Annotated in this window: 17 protein-coding genes and 1 pseudogene; 15 read left to right on the forward strand and 3 right to left on the reverse strand. The window is 53.8% G+C overall.

Features of this window, described 5'->3' with window-relative positions; all coding sequences use genetic code 11:
• Positions 1 to 43: 43 nt before the first annotated feature.
• The 15 genes from B5P39_RS19680 to B5P39_RS19750 all read left to right on the forward strand — a co-directional run bounded on the left by B5P39_RS19680 (position 44) and on the right by B5P39_RS19750 (position 13,536).
• A complete protein-coding gene (locus B5P39_RS19680) occupies positions 44 to 2,497 on the forward strand; it encodes a phosphoadenosine phosphosulfate reductase (protein ID WP_088212680.1) in 2,454 nt (817 codons plus the stop codon).
• A gap of 201 nt (positions 2,498 to 2,698) precedes the next feature.
• Positions 2,699 to 2,902 (forward strand): hypothetical protein, encoded by a 204-nt coding sequence (locus B5P39_RS19685; protein ID WP_000050848.1) that lies wholly within the window; start codon positions 2,699 to 2,701, stop codon positions 2,900 to 2,902.
• Between the two features lie 71 nt (positions 2,903 to 2,973).
• The gene (gene yfbR, locus B5P39_RS19690; protein ID WP_000071870.1) at positions 2,974 to 3,579 is read left to right on the forward strand and encodes a 5'-deoxynucleotidase; all 606 of its coding nucleotides are present in this window, start codon (positions 2,974 to 2,976) and stop codon (positions 3,577 to 3,579) included.
• Positions 3,572 to 3,841 (forward strand): hypothetical protein, encoded by a 270-nt coding sequence (locus B5P39_RS19695; protein WP_000184110.1) that lies wholly within the window; start codon positions 3,572 to 3,574, stop codon positions 3,839 to 3,841. Before yfbR ends, B5P39_RS19695 begins: the two co-directional genes overlap by 8 nt.
• Before the next feature lie 13 nt (positions 3,842 to 3,854).
• Positions 3,855 to 4,073, forward strand: a complete 219-nt coding sequence (locus tag B5P39_RS19700; RefSeq protein ID WP_000260293.1) for a hypothetical protein — start codon at positions 3,855 to 3,857, stop codon at positions 4,071 to 4,073.
• A 73-nt stretch (positions 4,074 to 4,146) separates the two neighbouring features.
• Positions 4,147 to 4,704 carry a hypothetical protein gene (locus tag B5P39_RS19705; RefSeq protein ID WP_000064432.1) on the forward strand — a complete coding sequence of 186 codons (558 nt, stop codon included), beginning with the start codon at positions 4,147 to 4,149 and terminating at the stop codon, positions 4,702 to 4,704.
• 74 nt (positions 4,705 to 4,778) lie between these two features.
• Positions 4,779 to 5,630: a hypothetical protein gene (locus B5P39_RS19710; protein ID WP_000595210.1), complete on the forward strand. Its 852-nt coding sequence runs from the start codon at positions 4,779 to 4,781 to the stop codon at positions 5,628 to 5,630.
• A gap of 204 nt (positions 5,631 to 5,834) precedes the next feature.
• Positions 5,835 to 5,981 (forward strand): hypothetical protein, encoded by a 147-nt coding sequence (locus B5P39_RS24750; protein ID WP_001032042.1) that lies wholly within the window; start codon positions 5,835 to 5,837, stop codon positions 5,979 to 5,981.
• A gap of 106 nt (positions 5,982 to 6,087) precedes the next feature.
• Positions 6,088 to 6,474, forward strand: coding sequence for a hypothetical protein (locus tag B5P39_RS19715; protein WP_001077335.1), 387 nt, complete (start codon positions 6,088 to 6,090; stop codon positions 6,472 to 6,474).
• Between the two features lie 177 nt (positions 6,475 to 6,651).
• The gene (locus tag B5P39_RS19720; RefSeq protein WP_000122923.1) at positions 6,652 to 8,379 is read left to right on the forward strand and encodes a DUF7146 domain-containing protein; all 1,728 of its coding nucleotides are present in this window, start codon (positions 6,652 to 6,654) and stop codon (positions 8,377 to 8,379) included.
• On the forward strand, positions 8,366 to 8,644 hold the full coding sequence (locus B5P39_RS19725; protein WP_000268337.1) for a hypothetical protein: 279 nt from the start codon (positions 8,366 to 8,368) through the stop codon (positions 8,642 to 8,644). Before B5P39_RS19720 ends, B5P39_RS19725 begins: the two co-directional genes overlap by 14 nt.
• 72 nt (positions 8,645 to 8,716) lie before the next feature.
• Complete coding sequence (locus B5P39_RS19730) at positions 8,717 to 8,956, forward strand: permease (protein ID WP_000714162.1); 240 nt, start codon at positions 8,717 to 8,719, stop codon at positions 8,954 to 8,956.
• A 246-nt stretch (positions 8,957 to 9,202) separates the two neighbouring features.
• Complete coding sequence (locus B5P39_RS19735; protein ID WP_000868821.1) at positions 9,203 to 9,577, forward strand: hypothetical protein; 375 nt, start codon at positions 9,203 to 9,205, stop codon at positions 9,575 to 9,577.
• 113 nt (positions 9,578 to 9,690) lie between these two features.
• On the forward strand, positions 9,691 to 10,416 hold the full coding sequence (locus B5P39_RS19740; RefSeq protein WP_000988732.1) for a hypothetical protein: 726 nt from the start codon (positions 9,691 to 9,693) through the stop codon (positions 10,414 to 10,416).
• A gap of 240 nt (positions 10,417 to 10,656) precedes the next feature.
• On the forward strand, positions 10,657 to 13,536 hold the full coding sequence (locus B5P39_RS19750; protein ID WP_170079687.1) for a DUF6531 domain-containing protein: 2,880 nt from the start codon (positions 10,657 to 10,659) through the stop codon (positions 13,534 to 13,536).
• Here the strand turns inward: B5P39_RS19750 and B5P39_RS19755 are convergent.
• From B5P39_RS19755 to intI1, 3 genes and pseudogenes are all read right to left on the reverse strand, one after another.
• Entirely contained in the window at positions 13,533 to 16,505 is a 2,973-nt protein-coding gene (locus tag B5P39_RS19755) for a Tn3 family transposase (RefSeq protein ID WP_088212681.1), read from the reverse strand. The two genes, B5P39_RS19750 and B5P39_RS19755, sit on opposite strands and share 4 nt — an antisense overlap.
• Before the next feature lie 2 nt (positions 16,506 to 16,507).
• A complete protein-coding gene (locus tag B5P39_RS19760) occupies positions 16,508 to 17,065 on the reverse strand; it encodes a recombinase family protein (RefSeq protein WP_001162012.1) in 558 nt (185 codons plus the stop codon).
• A gap of 296 nt (positions 17,066 to 17,361) precedes the next feature.
• Positions 17,362 to 17,702: pseudogene (gene intI1, locus B5P39_RS19770) on the reverse strand (class 1 integron integrase IntI1); the annotation flags it as partial.

Raw genomic sequence — 17,702 nt, forward strand, 5'->3', positions numbered from 1 at the left:
CTTTCCCGGAAGGGATGGGCACCCTGCTAATCCAGGAGGCCCTATGCAACAAACATTAAACTTTGATCTATCAGAACAACCCATCCCAGTGCTTTTGCGTGGGGATAAGTGGGATTCTGTTTGGTCAGAACTGACTGATAACGAGGATTTGAACTTCGTTGATGCCAGTAGAGGAACCAGTCTGTCATCGTTGATCACGTCATCGGTTGAGTCCATTCACACGGCCTTAATTGATGGGTGGACCATGATGATCGGCTATTCCAGTGGTAAAGATTCTGAAACGGTCTTGCACCTGTTCCTGATGGCCCTGATCCGGGCTGTAAGGAGTGGGGCGACCATCAGCCAGCACCACTTCATCTTGCACACTGACACACTGATCGAAAGCCCAGAGGTAAGGTGGCTGGCGGATCAGAAACTGGCCGAGCTGGAGCGTTTCATTGCGAAGGAAAACCTTCCTCTGACCATCGTTCTAGCAAAGCCTGGGATCTCGCAGAGTTGGACGGGCCGAATCCTTACTGGGAGGGGGTTGCCTACGTTTTCCAACTCCACGGCCCGCCAGTGTAGCCAGGATTTAAAAATCACCTCTGCCAAAAGAGCGAAGGCAGCTTATATGCGAGAGCTTCCCAAAGAGGTTCGACAGAAAGTCTGCCTTTTGCTGGGCAGTCGTGATGCTGAAAGCACTATTCGTGCGGCCAACATTGCAAAACAGCGAGGAAGCTCAGATCGCGTCATTAAGACGAAAGATGGGGGTGAGCTGTATGTGGTGAAAAACTGGTTGGCGAGTGATGTCTGGGAGTTCTTACTATCCGCTGGCATGGGCTCAGCATATCCTCTGCCAAGTTACTTGGAGAGCAATGTCACTACGGCAGAGCTTTACAAGGCGGCAACAGGGGAGTGCGTGTGGTCGGCAACAGAGAAGAAGGCCAGTGACGCCTGTGGCGCTCGCTTCGGTTGCTGGGCTTGCCAGGCTGTTGGGTTGGATAAGTCAATGGAGACGTTGCTTGCCACGGACCCTGAAAGGCATGGCTATATGTCGGGGCTGAACCGCATCCAGCGCTACTTGGCAAAACGCCGGTACGCATGGGAAGACCGCCATCCCGTAGGTCGAACGATTTACGAGGGCGGATACATCAAAATACAGCCGGACGTTTACAGTCCTGTTTTCCTAGAACGATTGCTTCATGTCTGTTGCAGCATGGACTACATGGAGCAAAAGAGAGCTGATGAGCTGGCATACAAGCTGGCTACTGGTCAAGCAGAGGATAACGACTGGAACCGTCGAATGGCAGAGCCACAATACCGGATCATATCGGAAGAGGCTTTAGTCCATATCGACTTCATGTGGGCCTTCCATCATTTCAATGATAAGCCTTTCCATGCCCTGGAGATTTACCACAGGGTTTGGTCGATGGGTGATCTGGACTTGCTGGAAGACGAGCCGCAGTGTGAAACCGTTCCTCAGTCACCAATTCCGAAGCCATTGTGGTTGAAGGTTGGTCGCTGGGGCGATGGTTCGCTTTCTGATGGCTTGGCCGATCCGTTAGCGGAAATGGCTTACTTTGACGGCGGGGATGACCCGTTGGCAGCGCAAGTGATCAATACCGCAGACGGAAAGAGAAGGGTGGTTTGCTTCGCAGAAGATGATGAAGTGAAAGTCGATCCCGACTCCGCTGCGTTCATCATCTGGAACGAATACCCGCGACTAAGGGAGTCTGTACTGAAGGGACATTATACGCCCGGTAGTGCAGCGCAGTTCTACCTTCGGTTCGGAGCAATCCAGCTTGCGAAAGGAAAAGGCGCTTTGTATCACCGTATGATGCAAAGAGGTCAAACCTACCACCAGATGGGCCTTACAGGGCTACAGACGATGGAAGGAATCCAACAGCGCAAGGATGTCAAAGTGCTTAGCGATGCTAAGTACAAAGATCTGGTGAAGCGAAAAATCAAGGGAAGACTGGCAACGGTACGCTGGTGGGTCAACTTGCACTTAACGTTCAAGTACCATCTGCACCACCGTACTCCGACGGGGTTGTTCATCGAGAAGCAACTTGACCAGGAAGCAATGGAAGAACAGAAACGGCATCAGGAGCGATGGTTTAACTACGTGACTGACGCGATGCTTTGTTACTCCAGCGCATTCTGTATGAGCGTCATGGAAGGGCGAGAGGGGAGCGGAAACGCCAACATTCGTCGTTACATGGCCGCGACCAGAAGGAAGGCTTATACGGCCCTCTGCGAGCTCTTGGACAATACTGACGCCCAGTGGGTGAATGATGTGGTCCAGAGTGCCGTAGGGCAGTATGAGGCGATACAGGCAGCCCTAACCGAAGGTTCCGCGCTTGCTATCTATCTCGACTGGATCAACCTACTGTCAAAACGCCATCCAGCCTCTTTGGAGCGACATGTCAGAACGATGATCAAGGCGGTTCAACGCTTACATCGCCGCGACGACACAGAGTTGCAAAGAGGACAGCAAGGCTTGTCCTTGGCCGCATAAAAAGCCCTCCTTCGGGAGGGCTTTTTCTTTTGCACCCCAAAAGGGCAATTACAGCGTTTTACCCTTTTAGGTGGCTGTCATACTCTTTGTTCATTGTCAGCGCTTGCTGGCTATAACGGTAGCTGGCCCAAAACAGCAATAACCTAACCCCTCGGGAGGAAACCCCTCCTGGGTTCTCTCCCACAAACAAAGGAGAGAAGCATGAGCCTAGACAAGTTAAGTCGGCTGGTGGACCAACAACGAAAGACCCAGGATGAAATCGACAATGAAATCATTCTGGCCGTCAAAGAGGTGTTGGCTACAAACTCAGTCGGTTTAGCCCGTGAGCTTGTTGGGGGTGTCCCGCAAGATCATCCATTCCATCCGTTTTTACTCGCTATAGCTAAGCAGCTTGACCCGAGATAACTAAGTAACCCAACCGGGTACACCAAGGCCCGGTCGGCTTTGGTGTACCTCCAACCAATTTTGGAGGCACTATGTCTAATTCAAATTTCGGCTTTCTAGCTCTGGCCTTGCGCCAACGCCTGATCAAACGCTGGTCACTGATGCACTCTGTTCAACCGGAGTCTGTGTTGGAACACAGCGCTGTTGTTACCCTGCTTTCCTACCTGGCTGGCAATATTGCCATTCAGCAAGGGAAGTCGGTGGATCTGGCAGTCATGCTTGCTCATGCTTCGTTGCATGATGCAGCCGAGGTTCTCTGTTCGGATGTTGTAACACCGGTCAAGAAAGCAAACGCTGTTTTGCAGCGTGAGTTTGAACGACTGGAAAAGGCCGCAGAGGACAAACTCATCCAGACTCTTCCCGAAGAACTCCAGGATGCAGTCGCCATAGCCTTCGCTCCCGGTGGCTATGAACAATCACTGGTTAAGGCCTGTGATACCTACTCCGCTTACATCAAGTGCAAACTTGAGGTGGCCGCAGGTAATGGCCTTGAGTTCCAGGATGCTCTCAGCAAAATGGAACGTGTTGTTGCTCAGGTGAAATCGGACTTCCCGGAAATCGACGCTCTGGACAAATGGTTTGGTAACGGACTCGGCCATTCAGTAGATAAACTGCTGGCAGGGGGTAACGATGACTAATCCAATCCCTGGCGACATCAAGATTAAGGACTTTGGCCGCGACCGGAAATTCCGTTCGGTTGATGAGCTTCAAAGCACTTTGTCAGAACAGTACAAAGGTCAGCATGTCAGCATCGTTTACCCTGCAAAGCCCAGCGGTTTACTCCGCACGGTTTTTGTCAGTGTCGATGATGCTGGTGGCGTGAATCGAACCTATGGGGACCAGTCTCCTGTCGATTTTTCTGCCATCAAAGATGACCTGTATGTACCAAGTGACCTGTAGGAGAGCACTAGCTATGGTGGTGATCATCGTAAACACAGGACACTATGAGTTTATCGGCCTTGGTGAGACCCACGGACAAGCCACAGAAGGGCTTTTGAAACGCTGGGACGAACACTGCGAACGTAATCCGGATGCTGAGTCTGGTTACATGCAGGAGCTGATAGAAGAAGGAAGCGCACAAGTTGTCGAGATGGAGCCCGGCTCCGCCGTAATTTACGGACTTGACGGCTAAGCCTTCTCAACTAACCCACTCGGGCGCATCATCCCGAGAGGGTGTGGTGCGTCCTAACCAAAAGGAATGCACTATGTCTAACTTTGAACAAGCTCTGGAGCGTACTGACGGTAAAACACTGATTCTCAGCAATGGGAGTAAGTGGGCAGGCCAAGACCCGGACAGCATTCAGACTTTACTGGATGTCCTGGGTGACAACGTTCTTGACCCGATGTTTGAGCAGTATCACTGTTATCGCCCATACCCGTTTGAACCAATGGTGAGGACGGGGCGAAATGGCGAAATGTTCCAGCCTTGGCTTGGGGCAGCCTGCTTCTTTGGGAACTTCCTGACCGTCTCTCATGTTTTCAACATCATCACGAAAGATGACGGTGTTGTTGAGGCCTTAACAGAGGCGATCCGGAAGAATATGGCGACTGAACAGTACCAGCAGAATGCCTATGAGCGTTATGCCGGTTGGTTCTACGCTGAAACCAGCGAAGGGTTAAGGCTAGTCTCTCCAAGTGAGGCTGCCGACATCCGAGCTGGCGCAGTTTCAAAGCTGCGTTACCCAAGAAACTTCGAGGTTATGAAAACTGCGGTTCTCAAAGGTCCTCGATTTGATACTGAATTAAGCCGCAAGGCTTCTTAACCCAAACATTAACCCCACGGGGGACATCGGTCCCTAAGGGGATGGTGTCTCCCTCTGAAATTAAGGAGATACCAATGATTAAACAGCATTTTCAAAACGAACTGGTTAAGTGTGGATACCCGGATGATCTGACGATTGAGTACAGTCTCGGATACTGCCAGGGGGATGGCGTAGCCTTCTACGGGGATTTGAGCGTTGATGACGTCAAAGCTCTCATGAATCGCCTATTCAGCACTGAGCCCGGCCAAGTGGATGCTGTCAGCCGCGTGAAGAACCTGATGGCACAGAAAGACATTGAGAATATGCTTTCTGTCCTCCGCGAATATGGTTCCTGTGACCTGTCCATTACTCGGAATAGTCACGGGCATCACTACAGCCATTGGAACTGCATGAACATCGACGACAACGTGGACTTCACAGGGATCTTCCCTGATGATGATTCCATGATTGGCACCGGCATTGAAGGGATTAACCAGGATATGGTCGAGCGCTGGCAAGACCTCTGGGAACGCTTTGTGCTGGAGCTGGCGGATGATGTAAAAAGTCTTTCCAAGAAGCTCGAAGCGGACGGGTACTCGCTGATCGAGGCCTCTCCATGCGAAGATGAAGTGGTTTGGGAACGGGCCACTGAAAACTACCTGGTGCGTGTTACTGAACTCCCTGAGCGGGATTTCGATATGGGCCACTGGGATGACGAAGTAAGAGACCAAACAATTTGTTCTATCCTGGAAGGGAAAGAGCGAGTGCTTGGCCTACGTGTTGAGGTACTCTCTCGTGAAAACGAGATTGTCCTGGGTGAAGAGAGTCTGCACGGCTTGACCGTTGCCAGTGATGACAAGAGCTACGCTGGCTACAGACGAGAACTTCTCCGGGGCGCTATCCAGCAAACCAGGGACTTTTTCTCTCGCCACCTCAAAGCGGCATAACAAGGCAGGGGGAAACCCCTGCTTTACTTCCCAAGTCTTCTTACTCATGGTTAAGCCATCAGTAAGCAGATTTTGTCCTCCCTGAGGGCGAAAGCGTGCGATAGCTGGTCGCCAAAAACAAACAGCAAATTAACGTTAATTTATTAATCCCTGCGGGAGTCTATCTCCTGCTGGAGATACCTCCCGTTATTTCTGGAGGTATCCATGAACAAATTCCAAGACTTTAAGTTGGTTTATCGTCAAGGTGGTCGTCGCTTAGAGCGTGTCTTTAAGGACACTCTTTACGCGAATGTGAAGCGTGTCGCTGACTCGTTTCCTCCGACCGTTCTTTGGCGCATTCAGCCAGCGTAAAACTCGGAACCTTAAAGCTCGGCTTTGGCCGTGACCTTTCAATAACCCATGCGGGTACACTTCCCCGCACGGGGTAGGTGTACCCATTAACTTTGGAGTACACCTTATGAACCAAGTAGCTAAATTGGACCTCGCCCAAATCCGTCAACAAGCCATCAATGATGGTCTGCTGGTGGACCAATCTTCCATCGGTAAACAAGCTGGTTTCCTGACCAATGTGGCAGTGACCCCGGCAATTGTCGATGGAGTATTTGGTGCAGATGGTAAGCACTCGGTAGAAGACTTCCTTTTCATGTTTTTGCAGCTTTGTGTTGCTCAAACAAAGGTCGCTTTTACCGACAACAAGAATTGGGGAAAGATTCGTCTTTATTACCCCATGCCCACTGTAGATGGCTTTTTCAAACCCACTGAGGTTGTGATTAAGTCAGATCCTGTAACCGCAGATGTCACAATCATGATGGCCTCGGAAGATGGCACTCATTTGTGCTTGTGATATTCACAAAATTCGCCTCCGTTTCGGGGGCGACCTTTTTAAACCCCTCGCCGGGGAGTTCTCCCCGGCTGGGGAGCCTCCTTGGCACATTCTCCCGGTGTCGGGGTTTCCTTAAAACCCTGGCGACGGGGGTTTAAGGAAGCCTCGATGCTGGGGTTCACGCTAAGGAGAAAACCTATGTCTTACTACAAAGCTGACACCGTTCGTGAAGCTGCAAACGGAAACTGGCTATTCATCCTGGCGGCCCTAGCGCCCCATCTTGAACCAGCTCTCCGTAAACCTGGTCGTCATGTTTCTTGTCCTATCCACGGCGGGAAAGATGGCTTCCGACTGTTCAAGGATGCCCACCTGACTGGTGGCGGCGTATGCAATACATGCGGTGCCAATCATGATGGTTTTGAGCTGCTGATGTGGCTCAATAACTGGGACTTTAAACAGTGCCTGAGCGAGGTTGGTGATTATCTGGGCGTTGAGAAAGAGCAACCCCAGTATCAACAAGCCGCTGCACCGACACGAGCTCCTGTCCAGGCCAAAGCGCCTGTTCAGCAAGAGCCTATGAAGGTGAATAACAAGGTTCTCGATTCCAAGAATCGTAAAAAATCCATTGCCGGTACTCTGATTGCCCACGGTAAAGCTCCTTATGAGCATAACGAAGACAACGAGCTCAGCTACTTTGCCTTCATCCGTGACAAGAGCGGTTTGGAACGCACCATCTGGGGCGTGGATCTTGAAAGAGCCATTGGTGAAAGTGAAGCCAAGTATGGGGATGAGATCGTCATGACAAACCTCGGGCGCGAGCCTGTAACTGTCGTCGTTGAAGTTAAGGACGAGCAGGGGAATGTTGTGAGAGAACAACCTATGCAAACGCATCGCAACACCTGGCTGGTGGAACGTCGCGGCGCTACGGTAACGCAGTTCCGCGCTCGCTCGAACGGTGGTGTTGAGCCGGTGAGTCACCATGTTGAGTCGGCCCCTGTGGTCAACCGCACGGTAGAAGCTCCGGCACCGCAAGTACAACATGCGGCCACACAACCGGAAGAGCAAAGCAGCGAAAACAAGCCGAAAGTTGTTCCGATGTTTCGTGAACAACCTAAGCCTTGGCTGCTTGAGCTCCAAGAAGAAATGGAGAAGAGAATGGAGCGCGAACGCGCTTACAGTGCTCGTCTCCGTGAGAAAATCGAGAAGGTATGGAACGAGTGTTTGCCGTTCTCCAGTCATGTGACTGAGCCAATGCGTCTGTACTTCAAAAACCGCGAGCTTCTGTTCAAGGTTGATGAAGTAGAAAAAACAGACTGTCTGCGGTTCAATCCGGCTATGGCCTACTACGACGAAGATGGCAATGAAGTTGGGAAATTCCCGGCTATCGTCTGCGCTATCCGAGATGTGGAAGGCAACCTGGTAACGCTCCACCGCACCTATCTCACCCAAAACGGTAAAAAAGCCAAGGTCGGCAACGCCAAGAAGATGATGCCCATTCCTGACGGTTTGGATGTCAATGGCGCGGCCATCCGCCTCGGTGAACCGACTGAGGGTATCCTGGGTGTTGCAGAAGGGCTGGAAACAGCCCTGTCAGCTTATCGAGTCACTCAAATCCCGGTTTGGTCAACGGTCAATGCGACCCTGATGGAGTCCTTCGAGGTTCCAGAAGGTGTTCACACCGTACTGATCTGGGCTGACAAAGATAAGTCTGTGACTGGTGAGAAGTCAGCGAACGTGCTGAAAGCCAAGCTGGAGAAGCGCGGCATTCGTGTGTACGTCCTGCTGCCTAAACTCCCGATCCCGCCCAGAGCGAAAGGGATTGACTGGAACGATGTCCTGATGAGTCAGGGAAGCCTCGGTTTCCCGAATGCTCGCTACCTGCGCGATTTCATTGCGAGAAGGAGAGCTGAGTATGGCCGTCATTGATGTCTCGAAGGTTGATACAACGCCTGGTAACGACGCGGTGTGCCCCTTTTCTCCCCCTGAGGGGTGGGAGGGGGACTCTGCGGCCTACGTTGAGCTTATGCGGTCTCGGTATCGTCATCTGATGCACGGCCAGAGAATGATGGTGACAGCCTCCTTCGCAAGAAGGGAGCCTATCCAAGTTACTGGCCCGTTTGCTGATGAAGCGACGAAGATCATTAACTCAATGAAGATGAACAAGGCGAAGCCAACAGCTTTGTCTGCCTAAAACTTTAACCCTGAGGGGGTGTTCATGCCCTCTCGGGCATGATTCGCCTCCTCTTCAACTATGGAGGTAATCATGAAAAAGTTTTTGCGTATTAAGACGTGGTTTGTGCGTCTTTTCTCTCCTGACAAGAAGACTCTGGGAGCTATCGGTGAAGACCTGCGTAAGGTCGCCGTAACAGCCATCGGTGTCGGTATTGTAGGATTGGCTGTATCTGGGGACACTATAACCGTCAAAGAAGCCGGTTTGGTGTTGGTCATTGGGGTTATCCTGTGGATCTATGGTATAATCTTAACCAAGGTCAGCAATTCCTAAGGGGGTCAAATGGACGCTTTCACATTAGGCATGTTGGGGTTGCTCATTTTTTTCACTGTCGTCACTGGCGGCAGTCTGTATCTCTACCATGAGAAACAGAAGGAAAAAAAGCATCACAACGCCTAAAGAGTAACTGCGATAATGAACGTAAAGGCCAGCAATAGCTGGCCTTTTTTTATACTTGCAGTTTGAAGTGTTACATGTCACGATGAAGTTGGTGTGACATGTAACGGTAAAGGTGTTTTTTTGAAAGTATCCAATGAAGATGCTCAGGCTACGGCGATCTATCTCCTCAGAGCTGCTTCGCGCCCAGCTTTCTGGCGTGACGTCCCATTCGATAAGAAACTTGAAGCCGTGGACAGCCTGAACAGCATGGGGCGATCACCATCAGAACTCACTGAATGGATTAATAAATATCTGACAGCAGAGCAAATCAATAAACTCGGGACATCAATTAGGCAACGTCGCAGAAGGGGATATGGTGTTGGTAAAAGCATAACTATAAGCGATAAAGCCCACAGGATTTTGAAGCGGTTGGCAGAAGTCGATGGTTGCAATTTGTCAGAAGTGATAGAGAAACGCCTAGCCCGAGCTTATAAAAATACTTGGGACCACAAATAGAGTGGCACTAGGGGTTGCATTTTTAAAACCCGTGGTAGCATCTAAATGAACCCTAACGAATAGGGGTGCTGGCGGCGATGCCGACCATTATCCCGATAATGGAGAAATAGACCATGATGACACTGACTACTGTCTCGAAGAAAACTTCTAATAATTCAGCCCTTGTATTCTGGCGCGTTGGTACAAAACGGAAAGGCATCCTTGATGTTCGTATTGATTTTGACAACGAGGAGGCAGATCTTTTGGCTGAGCTCGTAGCCATTCGCTATCTGGCGCTGGACAAACAGGTTTTTTGCAGAGAGCCAGGTGCTGGTGCTGGTTACAAGCTGGTGGTATCCAAAGGTGCGATTAAAAAGCTGGCGCTGGGCAAATCCACCAAGGAGTTTGCATTCAAGTTTGCGGCTTGCCTCACTGGACGTTTAAAGGGCGCTACTATTGAAGTTTCGCAGAGCATGGAGTTTATGGATGAGCCGGGTGAGGGCAACGTTGAGCTCCTCGATGTGGACAAGCAAGCCTATACTCAAACCCATGACGAAATCTCTACACCGGCCATTGGTCCCGTCCTTGTTACTCAACATGCCATCGATCAGTATCAGGCCCGGATAACCTCTGGAGACCCTAAAAAACCGTGGGCCTCACTCGTTGGTCGCCTCCAGCATCCAGAGTTACAGGTTCAACCCTTTGACGAGAAAGTGGCTCGCCATAAAGCCAGAAAGTATGGCCGCGTAGATAACGTGGAAGTCTGGGGCCATAGAGATTCCAAGTTCAAGTACCTGATGGTGATCAACGACGACAACCAAAAACGTGTTCTTGTCACAGTGTTTGAGCGAAATGAGTAACCTGCTTCTCATTTGTTCTGAATACACAACCTCTCCAAATCACGTATTCATACCCTAAAAGGGCAAAAACGCAGTCGTTGATAACGACTCTCCCACCTGAAAATAGCTCCAGCATAAAAACTGGAGCTGTAAATGAGATCGAGACCTTCCCTTTTACTGATGCGAAACCTGCGGTCATTGGCCGTTGTGGTGCTCGCAACTTTGCCATGCGTTGCTTTTGCACAATGGCGGGTTGTAGCCGTGAGCACCGAAGTAGACAAAATGCGCTTCAACACCATCATAGACGCGCATTCCTTCATGAAGAATTATCGCTCTGGTGAGGAGCAAGGGAAGGGAACGCCAGTTGGGGATGCGCTTTATCCGGTTGCCAGTTATGGTGATGGCCGTTATGTCTCCAGGATCTGTTTTAAGTATCTAGGTGCTACTGGCGATTATGACCCCACTACCTGCACTGGCGACCCAGCTACGGTCTACTGGCGCTCAACCTATGTTCTGCCGGGTGAGATGGATAAAACACCGTTCCTGGACAGGGATCTCGGCTTACCAACAACGACCATGTGTGTAGGGAACCCTATCCATCTTGGCACCGGCAACAAGTTCCAGGCTGAACTGGATTATCAAAGCGGAGGCTCCGACCCTTTCACATTCACCAGATACTACAATAGCCACCTTCCTGATGAAGAGCTCGGCGGCTGGCGGCATACCTACTCGCGGAGCGTCGAGGTCAACGCCTCGAAGTACGGTGAGAACATGGTTGTCCTGCACCGGCCAGAAGGGCAACAACTCGCGTTCTACAACTCGTCCTCTGTCTGGGTGCCAACATGGAAAACCGATGATACCTTGACGAAGGATGCTACCGGCTGGCGTTACACTCAATCTGACGGGGTAGTCGAGGCCTATGATGAAACCGGACGACTGACCGGCATCGAGAAGCCCAACGGCAATCACATCACCCTGAGCTATCTGAACGGAGAGCTATCCTCGATCACTGACGGCTTTGGCCGCAACATCCAGTTCCAGCATCAAGATGGCCGCATGGTCAGTGTCACCGATCCTGCTGGTGGCAGTATTCAGTACCAGTACAACAGCGCTGGCAAGCTGGCGGAAGTGATCTACCAGGACAATACGAGCCGCAGCTATCTCTACGATGACCCGAATGCACCGGGTTTGCTCTCTGGGCTGGTGGACGAGAACGGCAACCGTTTCGCCACATGGGGATATGATGCTCAGGGGATGGCAGTTCTAAGTGAACACGCCGGGGGCGCAGAGAAGACTCAGGTAAGCTACAACGCTGACGGAAGCGTCTCTGTCACCAACGCCCTCGGCCACGTTCAGCGATATACCTACAGCCGTCACAACGGGATGCTCAAGCCTGATGTTGTTGAGGGTGCGCCGTGTACCGGCTTTGTGGGAGGCAAGGAAACCTACGTCTACGACAGCAAAGGCCTCGTCTCCAGCATTACAGATCGTGCTGGACAGAAGCGCACGTTCACCCATAACGACCGGGGATTGGAAACCACCCAGATAGACCAGGATGGGGGCAAGGTTACGACCGACTGGCTTCCTTCCAAGTCGCTCCCTGCAAAAATCACGGAACCAACCAGGATCACTGAGCTTACCTACGACACTCATCTCCGGGTGATAAGCCGCAAGGTCACAGATCGCAGCTCGGGCGCTTCCCGGACATGGACCTACACCTATGCCCCTGTTGGTACAGGAAAGCCGAGCCTGTTGGCCTCGGTTGATGGTCCGCGCACCGACGTCAGCGATGTTACGACATTTGACTACGATGACCAGGGCAACCTGATCCGGACAACAAACGCGCTGGGGCAGGTGATGCAGTTTGGTGACTACGACGCGAACGGTCGCGCCGGGACCATTCAGGGCGTCAACGGTGTAACCCAAACCCTCACCTATGACGCCAGAGGAAGACTTGTCAGCTCCACTGGACCAGAAGGAACCACGGCCTACAACTATGATGCTGTGGGCCTCCTGAGCTCGCTGACTAAGCCAAATGGTGCAACCGTCAGCTATGAGTACGACGCTGCACATCGGCTGGTGGCGGAAACAGATGCACAGGGCAACCGGCGCGAGCTTGAGCTCAATGACCTCGGGAACCCAGTAGAAGAGCGACTGCTCGATGCGCTGGGCCAGACCCGTTGGATAGAGCGCCGGATCTTCAACGAAATCGGCTGGCTCTCCAGTGTCTCCGACGCCTATAGCAATCAGTCATCGTTTTCCTACGATGTGGTGGCAAACCTGATACAGGAGACCAGTCCCTCTGGTAACACACACTCCTACAAGTACGACGGCTTCCATCACCGGACACAAACGACCGATCCACTCGGGAAGGTCACGCAGGTGCTCTACAAGGATACCGGCGATGTTTACCGTGTCTCCGACCCTCGTTCGCGCCTGACCTACTACAGCTACAACGGCTTTGGCGAAGTGACTCAGGTCCGGAGCCCGGACACCGGCACCACCGACATTACCTATGACGAAGCCGGTAACGTGGCAACGCGCAAGACGGCCAAGGGACAAACCACAAGCTACAGCTACGACGCGCTGAACCGGATCATCGAGGCATCCAGCGGTGTCGCTGGCGAATCGCCAATTCTGTACGGGTACGACGAAGCAACCTCACCATACGGCATGGGCCGCTTGACCTCAGTCGATGATGGCAACGGTGTCCGGAGATATGGCTATACACCCGAAGGATGGTTGGCTTACGAGACCTGGGAAACCCACGGGCAGAGCCTTACTACCCAGTACCAATACGATGGTGCAGGCCTCATCACGAAGATCACGTATCCCAGTGGTCGTGAGGTTTCCTACACCCGTGATTTAGCCGGTGACGTCATCGAGGTGGCAACGACACAAGCAGGCACCACAACAAGCCTGGCAAGCCAGATCGAGCGAGCGCCCTTTGGCCCCGTCACCAGTATGGTCAGATGGAACGGCATTTCAGAAAGTCGCTCTTTGGATCTCAATTACCGAGTCACCGGCATCGACGCTACTAGAGTGCATTCGCTGGTCTATCGGTACACGCCAGACTCGTTGATTTCAGCCATAGACGACAATCTGGGGTCGTCTCAGAAAACGGAAAATAAAGCACGCTAAGCCGGTGGCAGCGGTCGCAATGGCCTAAACTTCCCCGCACCGACCTTGGCGCTGCTGCGCCATAGGTAATCGCCGGTCAGGTTGATGTGCTCCCACCCCAGCGGCGACAGATATTGCAACAATGTGTCGTCCAGCGCCGTGCCGTTGCCACGCAAAGCACTGGTGGCACGCTCCAGATATACCGTGTTCCACAACACGATGGCCGCCGTCACCAGATTGAGGCCGCTGGCCCGGTAGCGCTGCTGCTCAAAACTGCGGTCGCGGATTTCACCCAATCGGTAGAAGAAGACCGCCCTGGCCAGCGCGTTGCGCGCCTCGCCCTTATTCAGCCCCGCATGGACGCGGCGGCGCAGCTCCACGCTTTGCAGCCAATCCAAAATGAACAGCGTGCGCTCGATGCGCCCCAGCTCGCGCAACGCCACGGCCAAGCCGTTCTGGCGCGGGTAGCTGCCGAGTTTGCGCAGCATCAGCGAAGCCGTTACCGTGCCTTGCTTGATGGAGGTGGCCAGCCGCAGAATTTCATCCCAATGGGCGCGTATTTGCTTGATGTTCAGCCTGTCGCTGCTAATCATCGGCTTGAGCGCGTCATAGGCGGCATCGCCCTTGGGGATGAATAGCTTGGTTTCGCCCAAGTCACGGATACGCGGCGCGAAGCGAAATCCCAGCAAATGCATCAAGCCAAACACGTGATCGGTGAAGCCTGCCGTGTCGGTGTAGTGTTCCTCGATGCGCAAGTCCGACTCGTGGTACAGCAGGCCATCAAGCACGTAAGTTGAATCACGAATGCCCACGTTGACCACCTTGGCACTGAAGGGCGCGTACTGGTCGGAGATATGGGTGTAGAAAGTCCGTCCTGGACTGCTTTCATACTTCGGGTTGATATGACCAGTGCTTTCTGCTTTGCTGCCGGTTCTGAAGTTCTGGCCGTCCGACGATGACGTGGTGCCGTCACCCCAGTTGCCGGCGAAGGGTTGCCGAAACTGCGCATTCACCAGCTCGGCCAGCGCCGTCGAATAGGTTTCATCGCGGATGTGCCAGGCTTGCAGCCAAGACAGCTTGGCGTAGGTGGTGCCAGGGCAGGACTCGGCCATTTTGGTCAGACCCAGGTTGATCGCGTCGGCCAGGATCGTCGTCAACAGCAAGGTTTTGTCCTTGGCCGTGTCGCTGGTCTTCAGGTGTGTGAAGTGGCGGGTGAAGCCCGTCCATTCATCGACCTCCATCAGCAACTCGGTGATTTTGAGGTGCGGCAGCAGCATAGCTGTCTGGTCGATCATGGCTTGCGCGGCGTCTGGTACTGCCGCGTCCAGCGGCGTGATCTTCAGGCCTGACGCGGTGGTGATGATGGCATCCGGTAAGTCGTTGGCCGCAGCCATGCGGTTGACTGTGGCGAGTTGCGCCTCCAACAATTCCAACCGGTCATGCAGGTATTGGTCGCAGTCGGTGGCCACTGCCAGCGGCAATTCGCTGGCCAGCTTCAAAGTGGCGAACTTCTCGACCGGCACCAGGTATTCGTCGAAGTCCTTGAACTGGCGAGAACCCTGCACCCAGACATCACCGGAGCGCAGCGCGTTCTTCAGCTCCGACAGGGCGCATAACTCGTAGTAACGCCGGTCGATGCCGTCGTCGGTCAGAACCAGCTTTGCCCAGCGCGGCTTGATGAATGCGGTTGGCGCATCGGCGGGCACCTTGCGCGCGCTGTCGCTGTTCATGCCGCGCAGCATGTCGATGGCATCGAGCACACCCTTGGCGGCGGGCGCAGCCCGCAATTTGAGCACGCCCAGGAACTGCGGCGCGTAGCGGCGTAGCGTGGCATAGCTTTCACCGATGTGGTGCAGGAAATCAAAGTCGGCAGGCCGCGCCAATGTTTGCGCTTCGGTGACGCTGGCGGCGAAGGTGTCCCAGGGCATAACGGCCTCGATGGCGGCGAACGGATCGCTGCCGCTTTGCTTGGCCTCAATCAACGCTTGACCGATGCGCCCATACATCCGCACCTTGTCGTTGATCGCCTTGCCGGAAGCCTGGAACTGCTGCTGATGCTTGTTCTTGGCCGCGTTGAACAGCTTGCCGATGATGCGATCGTGAAGGTCGATGATTTCATCGGTGACGGTGGCCATGCCTTCGATGGCCAGCGCTACCAGCGTGGCATAGCGTCGTTGCACCTCGAACTTTGCCAGATCAGCAGGCGTCATCTGGCCACCTTCACGAGCGATTTTGAGCAGGCGGTTCTGGTGAACCTGCCGCTCGATGCCTGCGGGCAGATCAAGTGCTTGCCAGGATTTCAGGCGCTCAATATGTTCGAGCATGTGGCGAGAGTTCGGTTTGGCAGGCGACTGGCGCAGCCATGCCAGCCACGTCACTTTACTGCCGTCCTTGCGCTTGAGAAGTTCGTCCAGGCGCTGACGGTGGGGTGATAACAAAGAATCGGTCAGCGCCGCGTAAATGCGTCGGTTGGCACGGGTGATGGCCTCGGCGCTTGCGCGCTCGATGGCATTCATGGCGGGCAGGATAATGCTCTGCCGCCGCAGATTCTCGACAAGTGCGCTCGCCAGCACGATGCCTTTGTCGGTCTGCAAGGCCAGCTCGGTCAATGTATGCACGGCTTGCCGATAGTGGCTCATGGTGAAGGGCTTGAACCCAAAAACCGTTTGCAGCTCGACCAAGTGCTCCCGCCGTGTCTGTTCGCGCTGGCCGTACTCGCTCCAACTTTCCACTGGCATCTTGAGTTGCGCGGCCACCATGCGCAACAGGGGCGGAAACGGAGGCTCATCGACGCCCAAAAAGGTGCCAGGGAATCGCAAGTAGCAAAGCTGCACAGCGAAGCCCAATCGATTCGCGGCGCCGCGACGCTGACGGATCACCGACAGGTCGGTTTCGTTGAACGTGTAGTGCCGTATCAGTTCGTCTTTGGCATCTGGCAGTGCCAGCAGGCTTTCGCGCTCGGTGGCGGACAGGATTGAGCGGCGTGGCATGGTCAGTCTTCCCGCAGGTACTGGTACAAGGTTTCGCGGCTGATGCCGAAGTCACGGGCCACCAAGGTTTTTTGGTCGCCTGCCGCAACTCGCCGTTTCAACTCGGCAATTTGTTCGCTGTTCAGCGATTTCTTTCGTCCCCGGTAGGCACCGCGCTGCTTGGCCAGCACGATTCCCTCGCGCTGACGTTCGCGGATCAGGGCGCGCTCGAACTCAGCGAAGGCTCCCATGACCGACAGCATCAGATTGGCCATCGGTGAGTCCTCGCCGGTGAACTTCAGCCCTTCTTTGACGAACTCCATGCGCACGCCCCGTTGTGTCAGCCCTTGGACGATGCGGCGCAGGTCATCAAGGTTGCGTGCCAGCCTGTCCATGCTATGCACCACCACGGTGTCGCCCTCGCGGACGAAGGCCAGCAGCCTTTCCAGCTCGGGACGCTGGGTGTCCTTGCCAGAAGCCTTGTCGGTGAACACCCGCGCCACCTGAACACCCTCCAATTGCCGTTCCGGGTTCTGGTCGAAGCTGCTGACGCGGACATAGCCGATGCGTTGACCTTGCAAGATGCCTCCAAAGGCAAAAGTGTCAGGATGAAATCTATTACCTTTGACGGAATATGTCAATCAATAGGAAATTTAACTCTATTCTGACATCGTTTGTCGTTTTCAGAAGACGGCTGCACTGAACGTCAGAAGCCGACTGCACTATAGCAGCGGAGGGGTTGGATCCATCAGGCAACGACGGGCTGCTGCCGGCCATCAGCGGACGCAGGGAGGACTTTCCGCAACCGGCCGTTCGATGCGGCACCGATGGCCTTCGCGCAGGGGTAGTGAATCCGCCAGGATTGACTTGCGCTGCCCTACCTCTCACTAGTGAGGGGCGGCAGCGCATCAAGCGGTGAGCGCACTCCGGCACCGCCAACTTTCAGCACATGCGTGTAAATCATCGTCGTAGAGACGTCGGAATGGCCGAGCAGATCCTGCACGGTTCGAATGTCGTAACCGCTGCGGAGCAAGGCCGTCGCGAACGAGTGGCGGAGGGTGCGGTGTGGCGGGCTTCGTGATGCCTGCTTGTTCTACGGCACGTTTGAAGGCGCGCTGAAAGGTCTGGTCATACATGTGATGGCGACGCACGACACCGCTCCGTGGATCGGTCGAATGCGTGTGCTGCGCAAAAACCCAGAACCACGGCCAGGAATGC

It is taken from the genome of Shewanella sp. Shew256 (genome assembly GCF_002196695.1).
GTDB classification, from domain to species: domain Bacteria; phylum Pseudomonadota; class Gammaproteobacteria; order Enterobacterales; family Shewanellaceae; genus Shewanella; species Shewanella mangrovisoli.